This window comes from Streptomyces sp. APSN-46.1 (assembly GCF_022815725.1).
In the GTDB taxonomy this organism is placed as follows: Bacteria; Actinomycetota; Actinomycetes; order Streptomycetales; family Streptomycetaceae; genus Streptomyces.
In genome coordinates, this window is sequence record NZ_JALGRF010000002.1 from 753,742 (window position 1) to 770,298 (window position 16,557).

The window sequence follows — 16,557 nt, forward strand, 5'->3', positions numbered from 1 at the left end:
CAGCGCGACCGCCACCGCCGAAGCTGGCACGACCGCCAAGGCTGAGGCCGACGCCAACACCAACGCCGAGGCCGAGGTCCGCGCCAACGCGACCGCTGACGCCAACGCCGAGGCCGATGCCAACGCGACCGCCACCGCCGAAGCCGGCGTGACCGCCAAGGCCGAGGTCGGCGCCAACACCAACGCCAAGGCCCGGGCCAGCGCGACCGCTGACGCCAACGCCGAGGCCGATGCCAACGCGACCGCCACCGCTGAAGCCGGCGTGACCGCCAAGGCCGAGGCCAACACCAATACCAATGCCAAGGTCCGGGCCAACGCGACCGCCACCGCCAAGGTCGATGCCGATGCCGATGCCGATGCCGATGCCGGCGCCGACGCCGGGTTCCGGGCCAGCGCCGGGACTCGGGCCGAGGCTCGGGCCAGCGCTGACGCTGCCGACATCAGCGCGACCGTCAACGCCGACGCCGACGCCGCCGACGCGACCGCCGACGCCGCCGACGCCACGGCCGCCGCCGACGACACCGCCGACGCCTACGACACCGCCGACGCCGACGCCACGGCCGACGCCAACGCCGGGTTCCGGGCCGGCGCCGGGTTCCGGGCCGGCGCCGACGTCGGCGCGGCCGCCAGCGCCAGCGTCGGGGGCGGGGCCCCGGGCGGCGGCGCGCGCGCAGGCGGCGGGTGGGGGGCGCTGCGGCCCCTGGTGCTGCGCATGCACTTCTACGCCGGGCTGCTCATAGCCCCGCTGCTCTTCGTCGCCGCCACCACCGGGCTGCTCTACGCACTCTCCTGGCAGGCCGAGAAGGTCGTCTACGCCCACGAGCTGACCGTCGCCCGCGTCGGTGTCGGCGACAGCGCCCTGCCCCTCAGCACGCAGCTCCAGGCGGCCCGCAGCGCCGCGCCCGACGGCACGGTCGTGGGCGTGTGGCCCGCCCCCGAGGCCGAGGACACCACCCGGGTGATCATGGAGAAGCCGGGGCTCGCGGAGGGCGAGACCCTCACCGTCTTCGTCGACCCGTATACGGCCGATGTGCGCGGGCAGCTCGCCACCGCGGGCGACGCGCTGCCGCTGCGGGCCTGGCTCAGCGAGTTCCATTCCACCCTCCAGCTGGGGGAGTTCGGCCGCAACTACAGCGAACTCGCCGCCAGCTGGCTGTGGGTGGTCGCCCTGGGCGGCCTCGCCCTGTGGATCGGCCGCCGGCGCTCCACCCGCGCCCAGCTGGTCCTGCCCGACCGCAAGGCCACCGGCCGCCGCCGGACCCTGTCCTGGCACGGGACCGTCGGGCTCTGGGCCGTCGTCGGACTCGTCGCGCTGTCCGCCACCGGCCTGACCTGGTCGAAGTACGCCGGTGAGAACATCGGGCAGCTCCAGGACCGCCTCGGCGGTGCCACCCCCGCCGTCTCCGCCACCGTCGGATCCGGCGCGGGCTCCGGCTCCGGCTCCGGCGAGGCCGACGAGCACGCCGGGCACACCATGCCCGAGGGCACGGAGATGCCCCCGCCGCAGCCCACCACCGCCGACATCGGCATCGACAAGGCCGTGGCGGCCGCCCGGGCCGCCGGGGTCACCGAGTATCTTCGCGTGACCCTGCCCGCCGAGGGCAAGGGCTACGTGATCAAGGAGCAGGACAAGCAGGTGCCCGTGCACCTGGACGCCGTCGCCGTGGACCCCGCCGACGGCCGGGTCATGGACGAGCTGCGCTTCGCCGACTACCCCGTCCTCGCGCAGCTGACGCGCTTCGGCATCGACCTGCACATGGGCAAGACCTTCGGCCTCGCCAACCAGCTCGCGCTGGCCGCGCTCGCCGTAGCGGTGATGTTCCTGGTCTTCTGGGGCTACCGGATGTGGTGGCTGCGCCGGCCCACCCAGGGCCGCGCGCTCTCCTTCGGCCGCCCGCAGTCTCGCGGCGCCTGGCGGAAGGCGCCCCTGACCGTGCTGCTGCCGCTCGCCGCCGTGACCGCGGTGGTCGGTTGGTTCGTCCCGATGCTCGGGATCAGCCTGGTCGCGTTCCTCGCGATCGACGTGCTGCTCGGCTTCGCCGCCGGGCGCCGCGCCGCCGCGAACGCCGCCTAGCAGCAGGTGGGCCCGGACCCGTACCCCCTTCGCGGAGTACGGGCCCGGGCCCACCGTCGTCTCGACGCACCCGTCAGGGCGCGTACTTGTAGCCCACGCGGCGCACCGTCTGGATCGCGTCGCGGTGGGCCGCGCCCAGCTTGCGGCGCAGGCGGGCGATGTGGACGTCCACCGTGCGGCCGTCGCCGACGTGGCCGTAGCCCCACACCGTGGTCACCAGCTGGTCCCGGCTGTGCACCCGGTGCGGGTGTGCCACCAGGTGGGCCAGCAGCTCGAACTCCAGGTAGGTCAGGTCGAGTACCTGGCCCTCGACCTCGGCGGTGCGCCGCGCGGTGTCGATCCGGACCAGGGAGCCGTCGTCCGTGACGGAACTCGCGGCGGACGGAGCCTCGGGGGCCGGGTGGGCGGCGACGGCCCGCGGGGCGCGCGCCGGCCCGCCGGTCCACCGCGCCTGCTGGTCGGCGGGTACGAGGACCAGGTAGCCCACCATCGGCGGGTTGCCCGGCAGCGTCGGCAGGCTGTGCGGCGGCGCGGGCAGCCAGGTGGCGCCGGGCGGGAGCAGGTCCACGACCCGGGCCACCTCGTCCCCGTCCACGGCGCGCAGCCGGTGGCGCGGACTGGGCGGGAAGGTCAGGGGGGCGGTCGCGGCGGAGGCGGCGGAAGCGAGGGAACGGGTGTTAGCCATGAGTGGTCAGCTCTTTCACGCGGAGAGGTCGGCAGGAGACGTACGTACGCATGTCGCCGTAAGTCGTCGTTGTCGTACCGCGCGGGCCGAAGGCCTCGGGGCAGGTCTGGTGGAAGGTCCCGGAGGTTTTAGAGGGCCGGCGCGTTCTTCGCGCGGCAACACTCCCGGTCGAAATCGTGATGCTGACGGGACGGCCAGAACGGCTCGAGGTCGCTGCGACCTGACGAGGTGGGGTGCGAGTGGCTGGCCATGGCGCCATTGAAGCAGATGCCGCTCACCCTGGGCAGAGCGCGTCTCACGTCGTGGAGCGGAATCTCAAATTCCGCGATCACGCCGCGATTCACCCAGGACAATCCCGGCGAATGGTCAACCGGCAAGCCGCTTGCGCCAGTCCATCCCGGTCACCCGTATCGCATCGTGGGCGGTTCCGTCCCACGTCCACGCCAGCCCCACCGCGTCCAGGGCGGCGGCCACCTCCCGGCCCACGCGGGCGCCGTGCTCGTCGCCCCGGCCGAAGGCGCCGTGGAGGAGGTACAGATCCCCGCCGCCGGCGGCGCCCTCCACGCACTGGGCGTGGAAGAAGACGAACCCGCGCGCGTCCGGCGCGCCGGCCTCCCGGATGGCGGAGACACCGCAGGTGCGGCAGCAGAAGAAGTTCTCCCGCGCCGTGATCCCCGAGGCGTCGAGCGCGGCGAAGGCGCGGGCCAGCCGCTCAGGATCGGTCTCGCCCTCCCAGCCCGCCTGTTCGGCCACCCGCTCCCGCCAGAGCCGGTCGACGAGGTGCTCGGCCTGGGCGCGGGAGACCGGCCGCTCGTCACCCTCCCTGAGGACGTGCTCGGCGTTCTCGGCCAGGGTTGCCCGGCCGTCGTAGCCGCACACCAGCCACTCGCGGACGAGCCCGGTCAGCTCCCGCTCCACCTCCGGGGCGAGCGGCGGCACCTCCTCCGCCGGGAAGTCCAGCCGCTCCCAGGCCGGGCCGAAGTCCCAGCCCTTCTCCTGGCGGACCCAGCGCGCCATGACCTCCACCACCTCGGCCGAGGTCGCGAGATCGGTGCGGAAGTGCCGCTCGGGCGCGCCGGCCCGGTGCTCCAGTTGGTAGTCGCCGCCCTCCGCGTGCCAGACCTGTATGTATACGTCCGGGTCGCTCGGGATCCGCTCGACGACGAGGAAGCGGTCCTCGTCCCCGCCGATGCGGCCCGCGAGTTGGGACAGCATGCCGAGCGCGGGCCGCTCGTAGGACTCGCCGCGCTCCGTCTGGATCCTGATCGCCATCATGCTCAACACCGTGCCACAGGCCACTGACAACGGCGCCCGCCGGGCCACGGAGGGCTCGGCGGGCGCCGTAGGACAAGCGGGTGGGAGGGGGGATCCCGGACGGGAACGGGCCTTAGACCAGGCCGTCCTTCTCCAGGCCGGTGCAGCAGGTGTCCACGATCAGGCGGGTCACCACGTACGGGTCCACGTTCGCGTTCGGGCGGCGGTCCTCGATGTAGCCCTTGCCGTCCTGCTCGACCTGCCACGGGATGCGGACCGAAGCGCCGCGGTCCGAGACGCCGTAGCTGAACTCGTTCCACGGGGCCGTCTCGTGCAGACCCGTCAGGCGCTCGTCGATGCCCGCGCCGTAGTTCTTGACGTGGTCCAGCGGCTTCGAGCCCTCGCCCAGCGCCTCGCACGCGGAGATGATCGCGCGGTAGTCCTCGCGCATCGCCTTGGTGGAGAAGTTGGTGTGCGCGCCCGCGCCGTTCCAGTCGCCCTTGACCGGCTTCGGGTTCAGGGTCGCCGAGACGTTGAAGTCCTCAGCCGTGCGGTAGAGCAGCCAGCGCGCGATCCACAGCTGGTCGGAGACCTCCAGCGGACTGACGGGGCCGACCTGGAACTCCCACTGGCCGGGCATGACCTCGGCGTTGATGCCGGAGATGCTCAGGCCCGCCGCGAGGCAGTGGTCCAGGTGCTTCTCGACGATGTCGCGGCCGAAGATCTCGTCCGAGCCGACGCCGCAGTAGTAGCCACCCTGCGCGGCCGGGAAGCCGTTCACCGGGAAGCCGAGCGGACGGGCGCCGTCGAAGAAGGTGTACTCCTGCTCGATGCCGAAGATCGGCTCCTGGCCCGCGAACTTCTCGGCGATCGGACGCAGCAGCGCGCGCGTGTTCGACTCGTGCGGGGTCATGTCGATGTTCAGGACCTCGCACATCACGAGGACGTGGTCCCCGCCGCGGATCGGGTCCGGGCAGGAGAAGACCGGCTGCAGCACGCGGTCGGAGGCGTGGCCCTCGGCCTGGTTGGTGCTGGATCCGTCGAAGCCCCAGATCGGCAGCTCCGCGCCGTCGGCCAGGATCCTCGTCTTCGAGCGAAGCTTCGCCGTCGGCTCGGTGCCGTCGATCCAGATGTACTCAGCCTTGTAGCTCACGGGCCCCATCCTTCGGTGCGTCGCTCCGGGCGCAGACTCTGCGGGTGCTGCGGTCGCGGTGCTGCGGTTGCGGTGCTGCGGTTGCGGTACGGCGGTTGCGCGCCGCGATTGCGTACTGCGATTCGTACTGCGATTGCGTGCTGTGGTGTTGACCGCAGCGTGCCCGTCCGCGATTTCTCTTCCGTTGCCCGTGTGTGAACCCCGTGTTACCGACGTTTACGCCGCAGGTGGAGCCGGTTGTGCGGGTTGGACGCGGCGCGCCCGTCCGGGTGGGGCAGACTGAGTCCGTGAGCATTTCGTATGATTTGAGCCCTACCGGTGTTCCCGCCCGCCCCCGGGTCGGCCTGCTGGGCACCGGTCCCTGGGCCCACCGCACGCACGCCCCCGCCCTCGTCGCGCACATCGGCTCCGAGTTCGCCGGAGTGTGGGGCCGGCGCCCGGAGGCCGCGGCCGAGCTGGCGCGGGCGCACGGCGTGAAGGTGTACGAAGACCCCGACGCGCTGTTCGCGGACTGTGACGTCGTGGCCTTCGCCCTGCCGCCCGACGTACAGGCCCCGCTCGCCGTGCGCGCGGCCGCCGCAGGCTGCCACGTGCTGCTCGACAAACCCGTCGCGACGACGGTGGACGACGCCCGGGCCGTCGCCGAGGCCGTGGCCCGCCACCGGGTCGCGTCCGTCGTCTTCCTCACCCTCCGCTTCGCGGAGCCCACCGCCGGCTGGGTCGAGGAACAAGCCCGGCGAACGGGGTGGTTCACGGCCGGCGCCCACTGGCTCGGCGCCGTCTTCCCACCCGACGGCACGCCCAGCGCCTACGCCGACTCGCCCTGGCGGAAGGCCAAGGGCGGCCTGTGGGACGTCGGCCCGCACGCGCTGTCCGTACTGATCCCGGTGCTCGGCGAGGTCACCGAAGTCAGCGCCACCCGAGGGCCGTCCGACCTGGTGCAGCTCGCCCTGCGGCACAGCTCCGGCGCCGCCAGCACCGCCGTGCTCAGCCTGGGCGCACCGCACGCGGCCGCCGGGGTGGGCCTGGAGCTGCGCGGGGCCGACGGGGTGTTCGCGCTGCCCGGCTGGAACGACGTACCCGGCGCGTACGGGCGGGCCCTGGACGCGCTGCTCGCCGCGGCCCGCACCGGGGTGCCCGATCCGCGCGGGGCGGAGTTCGGGGCCCGGCTGACCGAGATCCTGGCGGGGGCGGAGGCGCAGCTCCGCGGCTGAGGGGCGAAGCTCCCCGGCTGAGGGCGCTGCGCAGCTCTCCGGCTGAGGGGCGGGCCTACTTGATCAGGGCGTTGGCCACGATGATGACGAGCCCGATGGTGGCGTCCGCGAGGCCGATCAGCAGCGACGAGGCGATCCGGTAGCCGACCCGGAGCGCCACGAAGGAACCCCAGGCGAACAGCAGCGCGGTGTTCAGGCCGAGCCCGATGGCCGTCACCGCGTACGAGTTCCAGTCCGCGAGCCCCGCGCAGACCAGGAGCAGCACGGTGGGAAGGGCCGCCGCGATCACCGGCCACTCGTTCCACAGCGCCCGCACCAATACGTGCCAGCGGTGGGCGGCGCCCGCCTGGTGGCTGGTCATGTGGTGCGAGTAGCCGTGCACGAGGGCGGCCGCGGCGGCCGTGACGAGGACCCAGCTGGCGTCGTAGAACGGGGTGTAGTCCCCGCCCTCCTGTTCCAGCGCGGCCAACAGCCCACTGGCGAGCACGGTTCCGTACACCCCGCCGAACATCCAGTCGGCTCCCCGCCGGGGCGGCGCGAACGGCGAGGCGGGGGCGGCGGGCGACTGGTCGTTCACGACGTGTCCTGTCCTTTGTGGCGCGGTATATCCCTTTTGGGTACGGGCCACCCTACGAGTTGAGGGGGTGAGGGCGAGGTGAAGGCGGAGGGCGGGGGCGGCGGTGCGGCACCGTGCACGGCCGTACGGGTGACGGTCCGCCCGGGGCCCGCCGGCCGGGTGTGGCGATCGAGTGGCGTGGCCATCGCACCCGTGATCATGGCGTTTGCCGACGCGTTCCTGTGTGTGCGGAGGTCCCCCGTGAGTCACCCGACAGGAGAGGAACCATGGCCATCCACACGTTGAGGCGGCGCGTCGCCGCCCTCGGCACCGTCCTTGGACTGGGCATCGCAGTGCCCTTCGCCGCAGGCGCCACCCCCGCGTACGCGCAGGCGCAGCTGGAGATCACGAAGACTCATGTGGGCGAGTTCACCCGAGGCGGAGTGGGGACCTATCGCGTCACGGTCCGCAACACCGGTAACGAACCGACTGTTTCTGCCGGGACCCGCATGCTGGACGTTTACCCGGCCGGACTCACAGTCCAAGAGGTCCGCATCGTGAGCTACACCACCGACACGTTGGGGTGTGAGGGTGTGGTCCCCCAGGATCCTGACCGGAAGTCGACCCAGTGCATCTCCTCCCAGATGGAACCTGGCGACAGCTACGTCGTCGACGCGGTCGTGTTCGTCCCCAGCGACACACCCTGCACGGTCACCAACACCGCCACCGTGACCGAAAGGGATGGCGCTCTCAGTGACTCGGCGAGCCACACGGTCAATATCCCCGGCCCCAACTGCAACGGAGGCGGCGGAGGCAACGGAGGCGGCGGGTCCATCCTCCCGATCAACCTCAGCGGCCTGATTCCGTTGTTCAACAACATCAGCATCAACAACAACATCCACAGCCCAGACGCCACCAACGTCAGCAACCAGACCTTCGGGCAGAACGCACACTGATCCCGGCCGCCCCTCCCCCCTCCCTCAGCGGTACGGCCTGGGGGTGCCGGGTTGACGGGGCGGGCTTCGACGGGTGGGGCGGGGTTTCCGGGTGCGGGGTGCTGGTGGAGCGGGATTGGACGGTGCCGGGAAACCCCCAAAGGAACGGTCTGGGGGAAGGGTTCCCACTGAGCGGGGGCCAACCTCCTGGGCGGACGCCCGGCTGCCCGGCATCCGCGCCCTTCGGGCGAAAAAGACGCCGGAACCTGCACCAGACAGCGTCCAGAACACCTGAGGAATCGGTAAGGCGCGTCAGATCGCTACATGCTTCTGCCGGCATAGCGTCCGCCGGCCGTCTGTGGCTGGGCACAAGCCGCCACCGATCGCTACGCGCTCCTCGCCGAGGGCGTCAGCGGCCCGTCTGTGGCTGGGCGCATTCCCGCGGACGGGATCGGTGAGCGCGCGTCTGTTCAGAGGAGTTCGGCGAGGCCGAAGCTGAGCAGGCCTGCGGCAAAGGACCCGAGGAAGGTCCAGAACGCGGTCCGGCCGAACGGGAGGGCGCGGACCGCGGCATTGAAGCGCTGGCTCTGCTCCATCGCCCCGGCAGAGGGGCGGCGCCCGGTGATGAGGATCAGCCCTCCGAGCACCAGCATGCCGAGACCGATGAAGATGATGGCGGCGCCCCCTGTCGCCGACGCGGCATTCGGTTCCATGTAGATGGTGCCGTTGTCCCGGACCTCCACGCGGTCACCCGGCTGTGCCTCGTCGCTGACGAGCTCGTGCTGCGGGTCGAAGTCCGAGCCGTTGGCGGCGCTGAATTCTCCCCAGCACCGTCGGGTCTCGTGCCGGTCGTCGTCTTCGCGGTCACGGTCGCTGTAGGAGACGTCCACCCGGCAGCCGGTGACGGTCAGGGCTCCTCCCGTACCGGCCAGGCCCACCGCAGTGGCGAAGGTCTGGGTCCCATACACGCCTATGAGCACGCCGATGAGCGCTGTGGCGAGACCTATGGCACGGATGGTGATGCGAGACATGGTGCAGGACAATACATCGCGCGCCAGAAAACGGAACCACTGCCTCCGCCCATCACTCGCCTGCCTCTAGGGCCCCGGGCAGGCGAGGGGGAGTCGGCTGCCGGACTCGTCAACCTCTCGCTCCGGCACCAGGCGTCATAGCCCCCAGAGGGGCCTCAAGATGGGACAAACAGGCCGCAGGCGCGCCGCTGGAGACGCCCATCGGCCGTGGGCGGCCTATGTCCAGCTGCAGATGGCCCGCAGTCGCCATCGGCGAGGAGCGCGTAGCGATCGGTGGCGGCTTATGTCCGGCTACAAACGGCCGCCGGACGCCAAGCCGTGAGGAGCGTGTAGCGATCTGACGCGCCTTACCGCTGCTCTGGCTGTTCTGGACGCTGTTCGGGGCAGGTTCCGGGGTGGTTCCGCCCGAAGGGCGGCGTTGCCGGGCGGCCGGGCTTCCGTTCAGGCGCTCTGCTCCCGATCGGTGGGAACCCTTCCCCCTGACCGTTCCTTCGGGGGTTTCCCGGCAGTCTTTGTCTTTCCGGGGCGGGCCGGTCGGTCAAGGGTGGCCGAAGGCCATCGCGAAGCGACGCGACGACGAGGAACGAGGAGGAGCGCCCTTGAGGGACCGGACCGACACGGAAGGACAGTGAGACTGACGGGAAACCCCCGTACCTTCTCTGACGCCGTCCAGCGTCAGCCGGCCGTCATGATCCCGCCCAGGAATGTGCCCCACGCCGTGGGAGCCACCGCCAGCTCGGGACCGCCCGTCACTTTGGAGTCCCGGACGCGGATGGTGTCCGTACAGTCAGCGACCTCGACGCAGTTGCCGCCGTCGGGACCGCTGTAGCTGGACTTGACCCACTGGTCCTGCCCCAGCGGGGGGTAGATGTTCACGTCAGTCGCTCCATCTGATCTCTGATGAGGTCCGCGCTGCGTCGTGCGGAGAGGGCCTCGCCCATCAGGTCCTCGAAGGCGCGCTGGGCTGCGCGCACGTGTTCGGGCTCTTCGACGATTCCAGTAGTACGGTACGCCTCCACGCAAACCGCGGTCACGTGGTTCGGGGCGGTGAGGAAGCTCACCGACCCCGCAAGCAGCAAGTGTCCCTCCGCGTCGAGAGGGAGCACGCGAATGCCTGTAGTGGGCTGTTCCATGTGAGTGAGGAGCGCGGCGAGCTGACCTCTCATCACGTCGCGATGGCCCAAGTGGCGATGGAGTACGGACTCGCACAGCACCACGCGCAGTTCCGGAGGGGTGGCACTCCGGAGGATGTCTTGCCGCGCGAGCCGGGCGCGTAGAAGGTTCGTGATCTCGGCCTCGCTGGCGCGGGTGTCACCCTTCTTGAGGATTGCGCGGGCGTAATCACTGGTCTGCAACAGCCCAGGTACGACGTTCTGTGACCACTCCCAGACGGCAATCGATTCCCGCTCCAGTTTCATGCGGCGCCGATGAATCGCGGGAAAGCTCTGGGCCAGGGTTTCCTCGTGTAGCCGCTTGAAGAGGCCGTCAGTCTTGAAGAGCTGATCCAGCACGGCCGGCAGCTCCGGTGGAATCGGCCCCTTCCCCGACTCCAATCGGCTGATCGTGCTCTTCGACGTGCGCGCCAGGCGGGCCAGGTCCGTCTGGGTCAGGCGACGTTCCGGGTACAGCTCCCGGGCGCTCTTGAGTTCCTCGGCGAATTGGCGGCGTGGGTCCGAATCCACGGACGCCCCCTTCCCACGTTCCCATGCGGTTGGTCACGACCGGACCCGGTGCGTTCCCGCAGGTCAGGCAGGTCGGAATATGCCACTACGGCCAAAGCGCAGGTCGGTCACCCGAGCGCTTTCGATCGTAGCTCTGCCTGCGTAACTCTGGCCTCACGCAAGGTGATTGAGCACTCGAACGAATGGTGGCATGTCATGCATGAACCGGTACGAGCGGCCGATGAGGCCAGCGATACCGAGTGGCTGGCCGAAGTCCTGCCGCAGCTCGACGGGGCCGTGGCCGGGCTGGTGTGCGGGCTCGATGCGGCGCTGCGGGAGCTCGTCTTCGTCCAGCGGTTCAGTGCCACCGCGCGGGGCGTGCGGCTCGCCCGGCATCTGGCGCTCGTCCAGTTGCACGCCTGGGGCATCCCGCACGGCAGCGGCGTCTCCGACGACGTCGGGCTCGTCATCGCCGAGCTCGCCGCCAACGCCGTGACGCACGGGAGGGTTCCCGGGCGGGACTTCGAGGTGCGGGTGATCCGGCTGGACGGAGTGCTGCGCGTCGAGGTGGCCGACGGGCGGCGGGATCGGCGGCCATGTCGCCGGGAGGGTGGGTACGGGTTGCGGATGGTCGAGGCGGTCGCCGCCGCCTGGGGGGTCGCCGACCGGGTGGTCGGGAAGACCGTGTGGGCCGAGTGCGCCCTCAGGGGGTGAAGGCCTCGCGGGCCACCGTCAGGAAGCGGCGGATCGTGGCCCGTTCGGCGGGGGAAAGAGGGGCCAGGGCCTGGAGGACGCCGTCCAGCATGGGGCCGAAGAACTCCTGGCCCAGCCGGACCGCCTCCGGCTCGACCCGCAGCAGTACGCGGCGGCGGTCGCGGGCGTCGCGGAAGCGCGCGATGTGGCCCAGCCGTTCCAGACGGTCGATCACCGCCGTGGTCCCCGCCGAGTTGAGGCCGAGCCGGGTGCCCAGCAGGCCCGCCGTCACCGGCTCGTCGGCGCGGGCCGCGTCCAGGAGGCAGATCAGGGCCCGCACATCGGTGGGGTGCATGTGGTTGCGGGTCGCGAACTCCGCCTGACGGAGGCCGAATTCGACCGTCACGGCCCGCAGTAGATGCACCAGATCCAGGTTGTCCTTCACATCGTTGTCGTCCACATCGCCTCCGTCTAATATTCCTCGCTGAGCGAGATTATCGCCCAGCGAGGCATTGGAGCCAGCCATGTCCCGGACGTCCTTCCGCACCGCCTACGACGAGATGCTCGCCCGGTGGCCCGGCCCCGTCGAGGCCGTCGAACTCCCCACCTCCTACGGCCTCACCCGCGTCAACAGCTGCGGTCCCGCCGACGCCCCGCCCCTGGTGCTGCTGCCCGGCGGTGGGGCCACCTCCACGGTGTGGGGCGCGTTCGCCGCCGCCGGGGCGTACCGGGTGCATGCCGTGGACCTGGTCGGGGATCCCGGGCTCAGCGTGCCGGCCGCCGGGAGGCCGATCCGGGCCGTCGGGGACCTGGTGGGGTGGCTGGACGCGGTGCTCGACGGGCTCGACGGGCTCGGCGCCGGGCGGCCCGTGGCCCTCGGCGGGCATTCGTACGGGGCCTGGATCGCCGCCCATTACGCCGCCCATTACGCCGCCCGGCGCCCCGGGCGGCTCGCCCGCCTCGTACTGCTCGACCCGACCCGGGTGTTCGCGGGGCTCCGGCCCGAGTACGTGCTGCGGGCCGTGCCCATGCTGCTGCGGCCGACGCCCGCGCGGATCCGCTCCTTCCTCGCGTGGGAGACCGGCGGGGCCGCGCTCGACCCGGTCTGGCTGCGGCTCCAGGACGAGACGGCCGCCTTCCCCACCGTCCGGCCGGTCGGCGGGCCGCGCCCCGATCCGGCCGGGCTCGGGAAGCTCCCCGTGCGGGTGCTGTTCGCCGCCGACGCCCGCTGCCATGACTCCGCCCGGGTGGCGCGGGCCGCTCGCCAGGCGCTGCCGGGCGCGCGGATCGACGTACTCCCCGGCGTTTCGCACCACGCGCTGCCCTTGGTCGCGGCCGAGGAGATGGCCCGGCGACTGGCCGGCTGATACCGCGTGCGGCCGGGCCGCGGTTCCCGGGGGCAGGATCCGGACAACATCGCGCCGGAGTTCTACCTCCCCGCCGCGCAGCGCTGACGCGCCGGGCTGACCCAGGGCTAACCCTTGCGGGACAGGGCCTCGCGGACGGCCTCCTCGGAGCGGCCGACCACGGCGGTGCCGTCCTCGGCGGTGATGATCGGGCGCTGGATCAGCTTCGGGTGCGCGGCCAGGTGCGCGATCCAGCGCGCCCGCGCCTCCTCGGTCCGCTCGCGCGGCAGTTCCCGTACGCCGGTCTCCTTGGCCAGTGGGTCCGAGGTGCGGGTGATGTCCCACGGCTCCAGCCCGAGGCGGCCCAGCACCTCGGTGATCTCGGCCTCGGACGGTACGTCCTCCAGGTAGCGGCGCACCGTGTAGTCGGCGCCCTCCGCGTCCAGCAGGGTCAGCGCGCTGCGGCACTTCGAACAGGCGGGGTTGATCCAGATCTCCATGGCGCCAAGGGTAGTCGGAGACAAGGGGGGTCAGAGGGGTCGCGAGCCCGTCTGGCCAGGGGTGTTTGTCAGTGGTCGCCGGTAAAATCGAGGGAGAACGACAGGAAGCCAACTACCGTTTGGGAGGCTGTAGATGGCCGCTGCCGCGATCATTGAGATGCCGAAGAAGAAGCCGCTGCCGGCGGGGCTGCCCCGCGAGTGGTACGAGAGCCACAACCGCCGTCTGAAGGCGATGCGGTTGGCGATATCCCTGCTCGACACGGGGACGTACGACGTCCAGCGCGCCACCAACCGGAAGATCCGGACGATGGCCGTCCGAGTCGGGATCCACCGGCCGTCCAACCTCACCTGCAAGATGGTGCGGTCCTTCATCCGCGACGGAAGCTGAGCATCCCGGCGCGGGGATGAACGCGTCGAGCAGGGCGTTACAGGTCCCCGGACCCGGGACCCGGGACCTCGGACGCCCTGCTCGGCGAGAGCCCCGGGCCCCCGCCCCGAAGGAAGCCCTCAGGGTGCCGGGGAACCAGGGACGGACAGCACCAGCAAGGCCACGTCGTCGCGCGGGCCGCCGTCCGTGAAGGCCGCCAGGTCGCGCCACACTGCCATGGCCAGGCCCGCCGGGTCGGTCGCCAGCACCGGTACCCGCACGGACAGCGGGTAGAAGTGCCCCGCCGCGTCCCGGGCCTCGGTGACGCCGTCCGTGTGCGCGAGCAGCCGGTCGCCCGGCAGCAGCGGGAGCTCCGTCGCCGGCGGCAGGTCCGGCCCGGAGAGACCCAGGCCGAGCGGGGGGCCGGGTTCCGCGACCACTTCCGAGACGCCGTGGCCGCGCAGCAGCAGGACCGGCGGATGTCCGCACGACACGACCCGTACGAGGTCCCGCCCGGGCGGGAACTCCAGCAGCACCGCCGTCGCGAACAGCTCGGGGTGCTCCACCCCGCCGGCCTCCGCGTCCGCCAGCAGCCGCCGGTCCAGCCGGGCCGCCACCGCCGGCAGCTCCGCGTCGTCCAGCACCGCCTCGCGGAACGCGCCGAGCAGCGCCGCCACCGTGCCGACCGCCGCCAGGCCGTGGCCCTGGACGTCTCCGACCACCGCCCGTACCCCGTACGGCCCGGCCCGTACGTCGTACAGGTCGCCGCCGACCAGGGTGCCGCGCTGGGCCGCCCGGTAGAGCCCGGCGCAGCGCACCGGACCCACCGCGTCCGGTACCGGCGGCAGCACCGCCAGCTGGGCCGCCTCGGCCGCCGTGCGGACGCTGACCAGCTGGGCGTCCCGGCGCCGGCGCACCCAGGCGATCACCACGCTGAGCAGCCCGACCACGGCCACCGTCGCCAGGTCCGTGCCGCGGGTGTGCGCGACGCCGAGCTGCGGAACCCCGAGGAGGAACAGGACGATCGTCGCGAACACCGCCGTGCCGCTCGCCCCGTACGCGAACGCGGCGACGGGCGGGATCCCGGCCAGGAAGTAGCCGACCTCGACGTCGTCGGGGGTGAGCCACTGGGCGAGACAGAGCAGCACCATGGCCACCGCCGGCGCGATCCGGGCCCAGCGCGGCGGCGGCTCCCCGCGCAGCCAGCCCGGCTCCGCGCGTACGCGTCTCACCCCTCCACCCTGGTGCCGGGATCCGGGGCGCGCACGCCGGGTGGCCCCGTAGGCCGTAGGCCACGACAGTGGTGGCGTGACGGACACACCTGCACCGCGGACATCGCACGAGCCCCATCCACAGAGCGGCGAGATGAGCACCCGGCTGAACTGGCTGCGCGCGGGGGTGCTCGGGGCCAACGACGGGATCATCTCCACCGCCGGCCTGGTGGTGGGCGTGGCCGGGGCCACGACCTCCCGCGCGTCGATCCTGGCGGCGGGGGTGGCCGGGCTGCTGGCGGGGGCGCTGTCCATGGCGGCGGGGGAGTACGTCTCGGTGAGCAGCCAGCGGGACTCGGAGCGGGCCGCGATCGAGACGGAAGCCCAGGAGCTCGCGGAGGATCCGGAAGCGGAGCTGGCGGAACTGACCGAGCTGCTTCGGGCGCGCGGCCTGAGCCGGGAGCTGGCGCGGGAGGCCGCCGTGCAGCTGACGGAGCGGGACGCGTTGCGGGCGCACGCGCGGGTGGAGCTGGGGATCAACCCCGACGAGCTGGCGAACCCGTGGCACGCGGCGTTCGCGAGCCTGATCGCCTTCACGGTCGGGGCGCTGCTGCCGCTGCTGGCGATCGTCCTGCCGGGGGCGTCCGAGCGGGTGCCGGTGACGGTGGCGGCGGTGCTGGCGGCGCTCACGCTGTGCGGCGTGATCAGCGCCCGGCTGGGCGGCGCGCCGGCGGGGCGGGCGGTGCTGCGCAACGTGGCGGGCGGCGCGCTGGCGATGGCGGTCACGTACGCGGTGGGGACGTGGCTGGGCACGGTCTGACGCCGGTGCCCTGGCCGGGCGGTACGGGGGCCGCTGCCGCGGGCGGCGCGGGGCCGGGGCCCTGGCCGGGCGGGGCGGTACGGGTGGAGGCCGGTGCCGGTGCCCTGGCCGGGCGGTGCGGGGGCCGCTGCCCTGGCCGGGCGGTACGGGTGGTGCCGGTGCCGGTGCCGGTGCCGGTGCCGGTGACCTGGCCGGGCCGGGCGGCCCGGGGCCGTTGCCCTGGCCGGGCGGGGGTGGGGCGGGGCCGGGGACGGGGTGGGGTGTTGGCCGGGACTGCATGATTTTTGGCGCCTTGGCGGGATCCTTCGCCGTGCGGCGGCAGTGAGCGCCACAAATCACGTTTTACGTCCCGGCCAACACCCCACCCCGTCCCCGTCCCCGGCAAAGTCAGCCCCGGCAACATTCAGCCCCCGGACGGCCATCCTCAGCCTCGCCGGCGTTTGAGGCGCGGGGGTCCGGGGGCTGGTCCCCGGCAGCGGCGCCGCACTCGGCACACTTCAGCCTCGCCGGCGTTTGAGGCGCGGGGTCCGGGGGTGGCCCCGGGAGGGGTGCCGCACCGGCACACTTCAGCCCCGCCGGCGATTGAGGCGCGGGGTCTGGGGCTGGCCGCGGGAGGGGTGCCGCATCGGGCGGGCAAATCGTCCCAAGCGGAGCGAAGCGGGTCTGGAGACGGCGGCCGGATTCCGTCGGTCCGAGGTGCCGCTCTACTCTGTCCGCTAGTACGCCGCCACGAGGGGGAGCCACACATGGATACGACCAGCCGCACCACCCAACGCCGTATGCGCTCCGGCGCCGTCGCGCTCGGCGGCATGGGCCTGCTCGCCGCCACCCTCGTGGCGTGCGGCAGCAGCGGCGAGCCCGACAAGCGCTGCGCCTCCCGCGCCACGCTGGACCACCTGAACTCCAAGGAGTGCAAGAGCGGCGGCCACGGCTCGTACTACTACGGCGGCACCGTCCGGAGCGGCAAGGTCAGCGGCGGCAGCTTCGACAAGTCCGCCGTCACCCGCGGCGGCATCGGCGGACACACCAACTCCGGCTCCTCCGGCGGCTGACCCCT

The 16,557-nt window shown here is 72.4% G+C and carries 18 protein-coding genes; 8 read left to right on the top strand and 10 right to left on the bottom strand.

Going from position 1 to position 16,557, the window contains the following annotated elements; translation table 11 throughout:
- Positions 1–712 precede the first annotated feature (712 nt).
- The gene (locus tag MTF65_RS30695; protein ID WP_243628644.1) at positions 713–2,074 is read left to right on the top strand and encodes a PepSY domain-containing protein; all 1,362 of its coding nucleotides are present in this window, start codon (positions 713–715) and stop codon (positions 2,072–2,074) included.
- A gap of 73 nt (positions 2,075–2,147) precedes the next feature.
- On the opposite strand, the gene MTF65_RS10015 is transcribed toward MTF65_RS30695, so the two are convergent.
- The 3 genes from MTF65_RS10015 to glnII all read right to left on the bottom strand — a co-directional run bounded on the left by MTF65_RS10015 (position 2,148) and on the right by glnII (position 5,166).
- Positions 2,148–2,759: a winged helix-turn-helix domain-containing protein gene (locus MTF65_RS10015; RefSeq protein ID WP_243628180.1), complete on the bottom strand. Its 612-nt coding sequence runs from the start codon at positions 2,757–2,759 to the stop codon at positions 2,148–2,150.
- 366 nt (positions 2,760–3,125) lie between these two features.
- Positions 3,126–4,034, bottom strand: coding sequence for a DUF6891 domain-containing protein (locus MTF65_RS10020; RefSeq protein ID WP_243628181.1), 909 nt, complete (start codon positions 4,032–4,034; stop codon positions 3,126–3,128).
- 112 nt (positions 4,035–4,146) lie between these two features.
- On the bottom strand, positions 4,147–5,166 hold the full coding sequence (gene glnII / locus MTF65_RS10025) for a glutamine synthetase (RefSeq protein ID WP_243628189.1): 1,020 nt from the start codon (positions 5,164–5,166) through the stop codon (positions 4,147–4,149).
- 293 nt (positions 5,167–5,459) lie between these two features.
- Here glnII and MTF65_RS10030 point away from each other — a divergent pair, with 293 nt between their 5' ends.
- The gene (locus MTF65_RS10030) at positions 5,460–6,380 is read left to right on the top strand and encodes a Gfo/Idh/MocA family protein (RefSeq protein ID WP_243628645.1); all 921 of its coding nucleotides are present in this window, start codon (positions 5,460–5,462) and stop codon (positions 6,378–6,380) included.
- A 55-nt stretch (positions 6,381–6,435) separates the two neighbouring features.
- Here MTF65_RS10030 and MTF65_RS10035 read toward each other — a convergent pair whose 3' ends face one another.
- Positions 6,436–6,957: a hypothetical protein gene (locus MTF65_RS10035; RefSeq protein WP_243628191.1), complete on the bottom strand. Its 522-nt coding sequence runs from the start codon at positions 6,955–6,957 to the stop codon at positions 6,436–6,438.
- 266 nt (positions 6,958–7,223) lie between these two features.
- Between MTF65_RS10035 and MTF65_RS10040 the strand changes: the two genes are divergently transcribed.
- A complete protein-coding gene (locus tag MTF65_RS10040) occupies positions 7,224–7,892 on the top strand; it encodes a hypothetical protein (RefSeq protein ID WP_243628192.1) in 669 nt (222 codons plus the stop codon).
- Between the two features lie 449 nt (positions 7,893–8,341).
- Here the strand turns inward: MTF65_RS10040 and MTF65_RS10045 are convergent, their stop codons facing one another.
- The 3 genes from MTF65_RS10045 to MTF65_RS10055 form a co-directional block, all read right to left on the bottom strand.
- Positions 8,342–8,902, bottom strand: a complete 561-nt coding sequence (locus MTF65_RS10045) for a hypothetical protein (protein WP_243628193.1) — start codon at positions 8,900–8,902, stop codon at positions 8,342–8,344.
- A 675-nt stretch (positions 8,903–9,577) separates the two neighbouring features.
- Entirely contained in the window at positions 9,578–9,778 is a 201-nt protein-coding gene (locus MTF65_RS10050) for a DUF397 domain-containing protein (protein WP_243628195.1), read from the bottom strand.
- Positions 9,775–10,584 (bottom strand): helix-turn-helix transcriptional regulator, encoded by an 810-nt coding sequence (locus MTF65_RS10055; RefSeq protein WP_243628197.1) that lies wholly within the window; start codon positions 10,582–10,584, stop codon positions 9,775–9,777. Before MTF65_RS10055 ends, MTF65_RS10050 begins: the two co-directional genes overlap by 4 nt.
- Before the next feature lie 195 nt (positions 10,585–10,779).
- Between MTF65_RS10055 and MTF65_RS10060 the strand changes: the two genes are divergently transcribed.
- A complete protein-coding gene (locus tag MTF65_RS10060; RefSeq protein ID WP_374207194.1) occupies positions 10,780–11,277 on the top strand; it encodes an ATP-binding protein in 498 nt (165 codons plus the stop codon).
- On the opposite strand, the gene MTF65_RS10065 is transcribed toward MTF65_RS10060, so the two are convergent.
- Positions 11,267–11,716 carry a MarR family transcriptional regulator gene (locus MTF65_RS10065; protein WP_243628198.1) on the bottom strand — a complete coding sequence of 150 codons (450 nt, stop codon included), beginning with the start codon at positions 11,714–11,716 and terminating at the stop codon, positions 11,267–11,269. The genes MTF65_RS10060 and MTF65_RS10065 overlap by 11 nt on opposite strands.
- A 64-nt stretch (positions 11,717–11,780) precedes the next feature.
- Here MTF65_RS10065 and MTF65_RS10070 point away from each other — a divergent pair, with 64 nt between their 5' ends.
- Positions 11,781–12,623, top strand: coding sequence for an alpha/beta fold hydrolase (locus MTF65_RS10070; RefSeq protein WP_243628199.1), 843 nt, complete (start codon positions 11,781–11,783; stop codon positions 12,621–12,623).
- Between the two features lie 107 nt (positions 12,624–12,730).
- Here MTF65_RS10070 and MTF65_RS10075 read toward each other — a convergent pair whose 3' ends face one another.
- Positions 12,731–13,102: an ArsC/Spx/MgsR family protein gene (locus tag MTF65_RS10075; protein WP_243628200.1), complete on the bottom strand. Its 372-nt coding sequence runs from the start codon at positions 13,100–13,102 to the stop codon at positions 12,731–12,733.
- A gap of 133 nt (positions 13,103–13,235) precedes the next feature.
- Between MTF65_RS10075 and MTF65_RS10080 the strand changes: the two genes are divergently transcribed.
- On the top strand, positions 13,236–13,490 hold the full coding sequence (locus MTF65_RS10080; RefSeq protein ID WP_243628202.1) for a hypothetical protein: 255 nt from the start codon (positions 13,236–13,238) through the stop codon (positions 13,488–13,490).
- A gap of 119 nt (positions 13,491–13,609) precedes the next feature.
- Here the strand turns inward: MTF65_RS10080 and MTF65_RS10085 are convergent, their stop codons facing one another.
- On the bottom strand, positions 13,610–14,701 hold the full coding sequence (locus MTF65_RS10085) for a PP2C family protein-serine/threonine phosphatase (protein WP_243628204.1): 1,092 nt from the start codon (positions 14,699–14,701) through the stop codon (positions 13,610–13,612).
- Between the two features lie 133 nt (positions 14,702–14,834).
- Between MTF65_RS10085 and MTF65_RS10090 the strand changes: the two genes are divergently transcribed.
- Positions 14,835–15,500, top strand: coding sequence for a VIT family protein (locus tag MTF65_RS10090; RefSeq protein WP_243628205.1), 666 nt, complete (start codon positions 14,835–14,837; stop codon positions 15,498–15,500).
- Between the two features lie 746 nt (positions 15,501–16,246).
- Entirely contained in the window at positions 16,247–16,552 is a 306-nt protein-coding gene (locus tag MTF65_RS10095) for a hypothetical protein (RefSeq protein ID WP_243628208.1), read from the top strand.
- Positions 16,553–16,557: the final 5 nt, after the last annotated feature.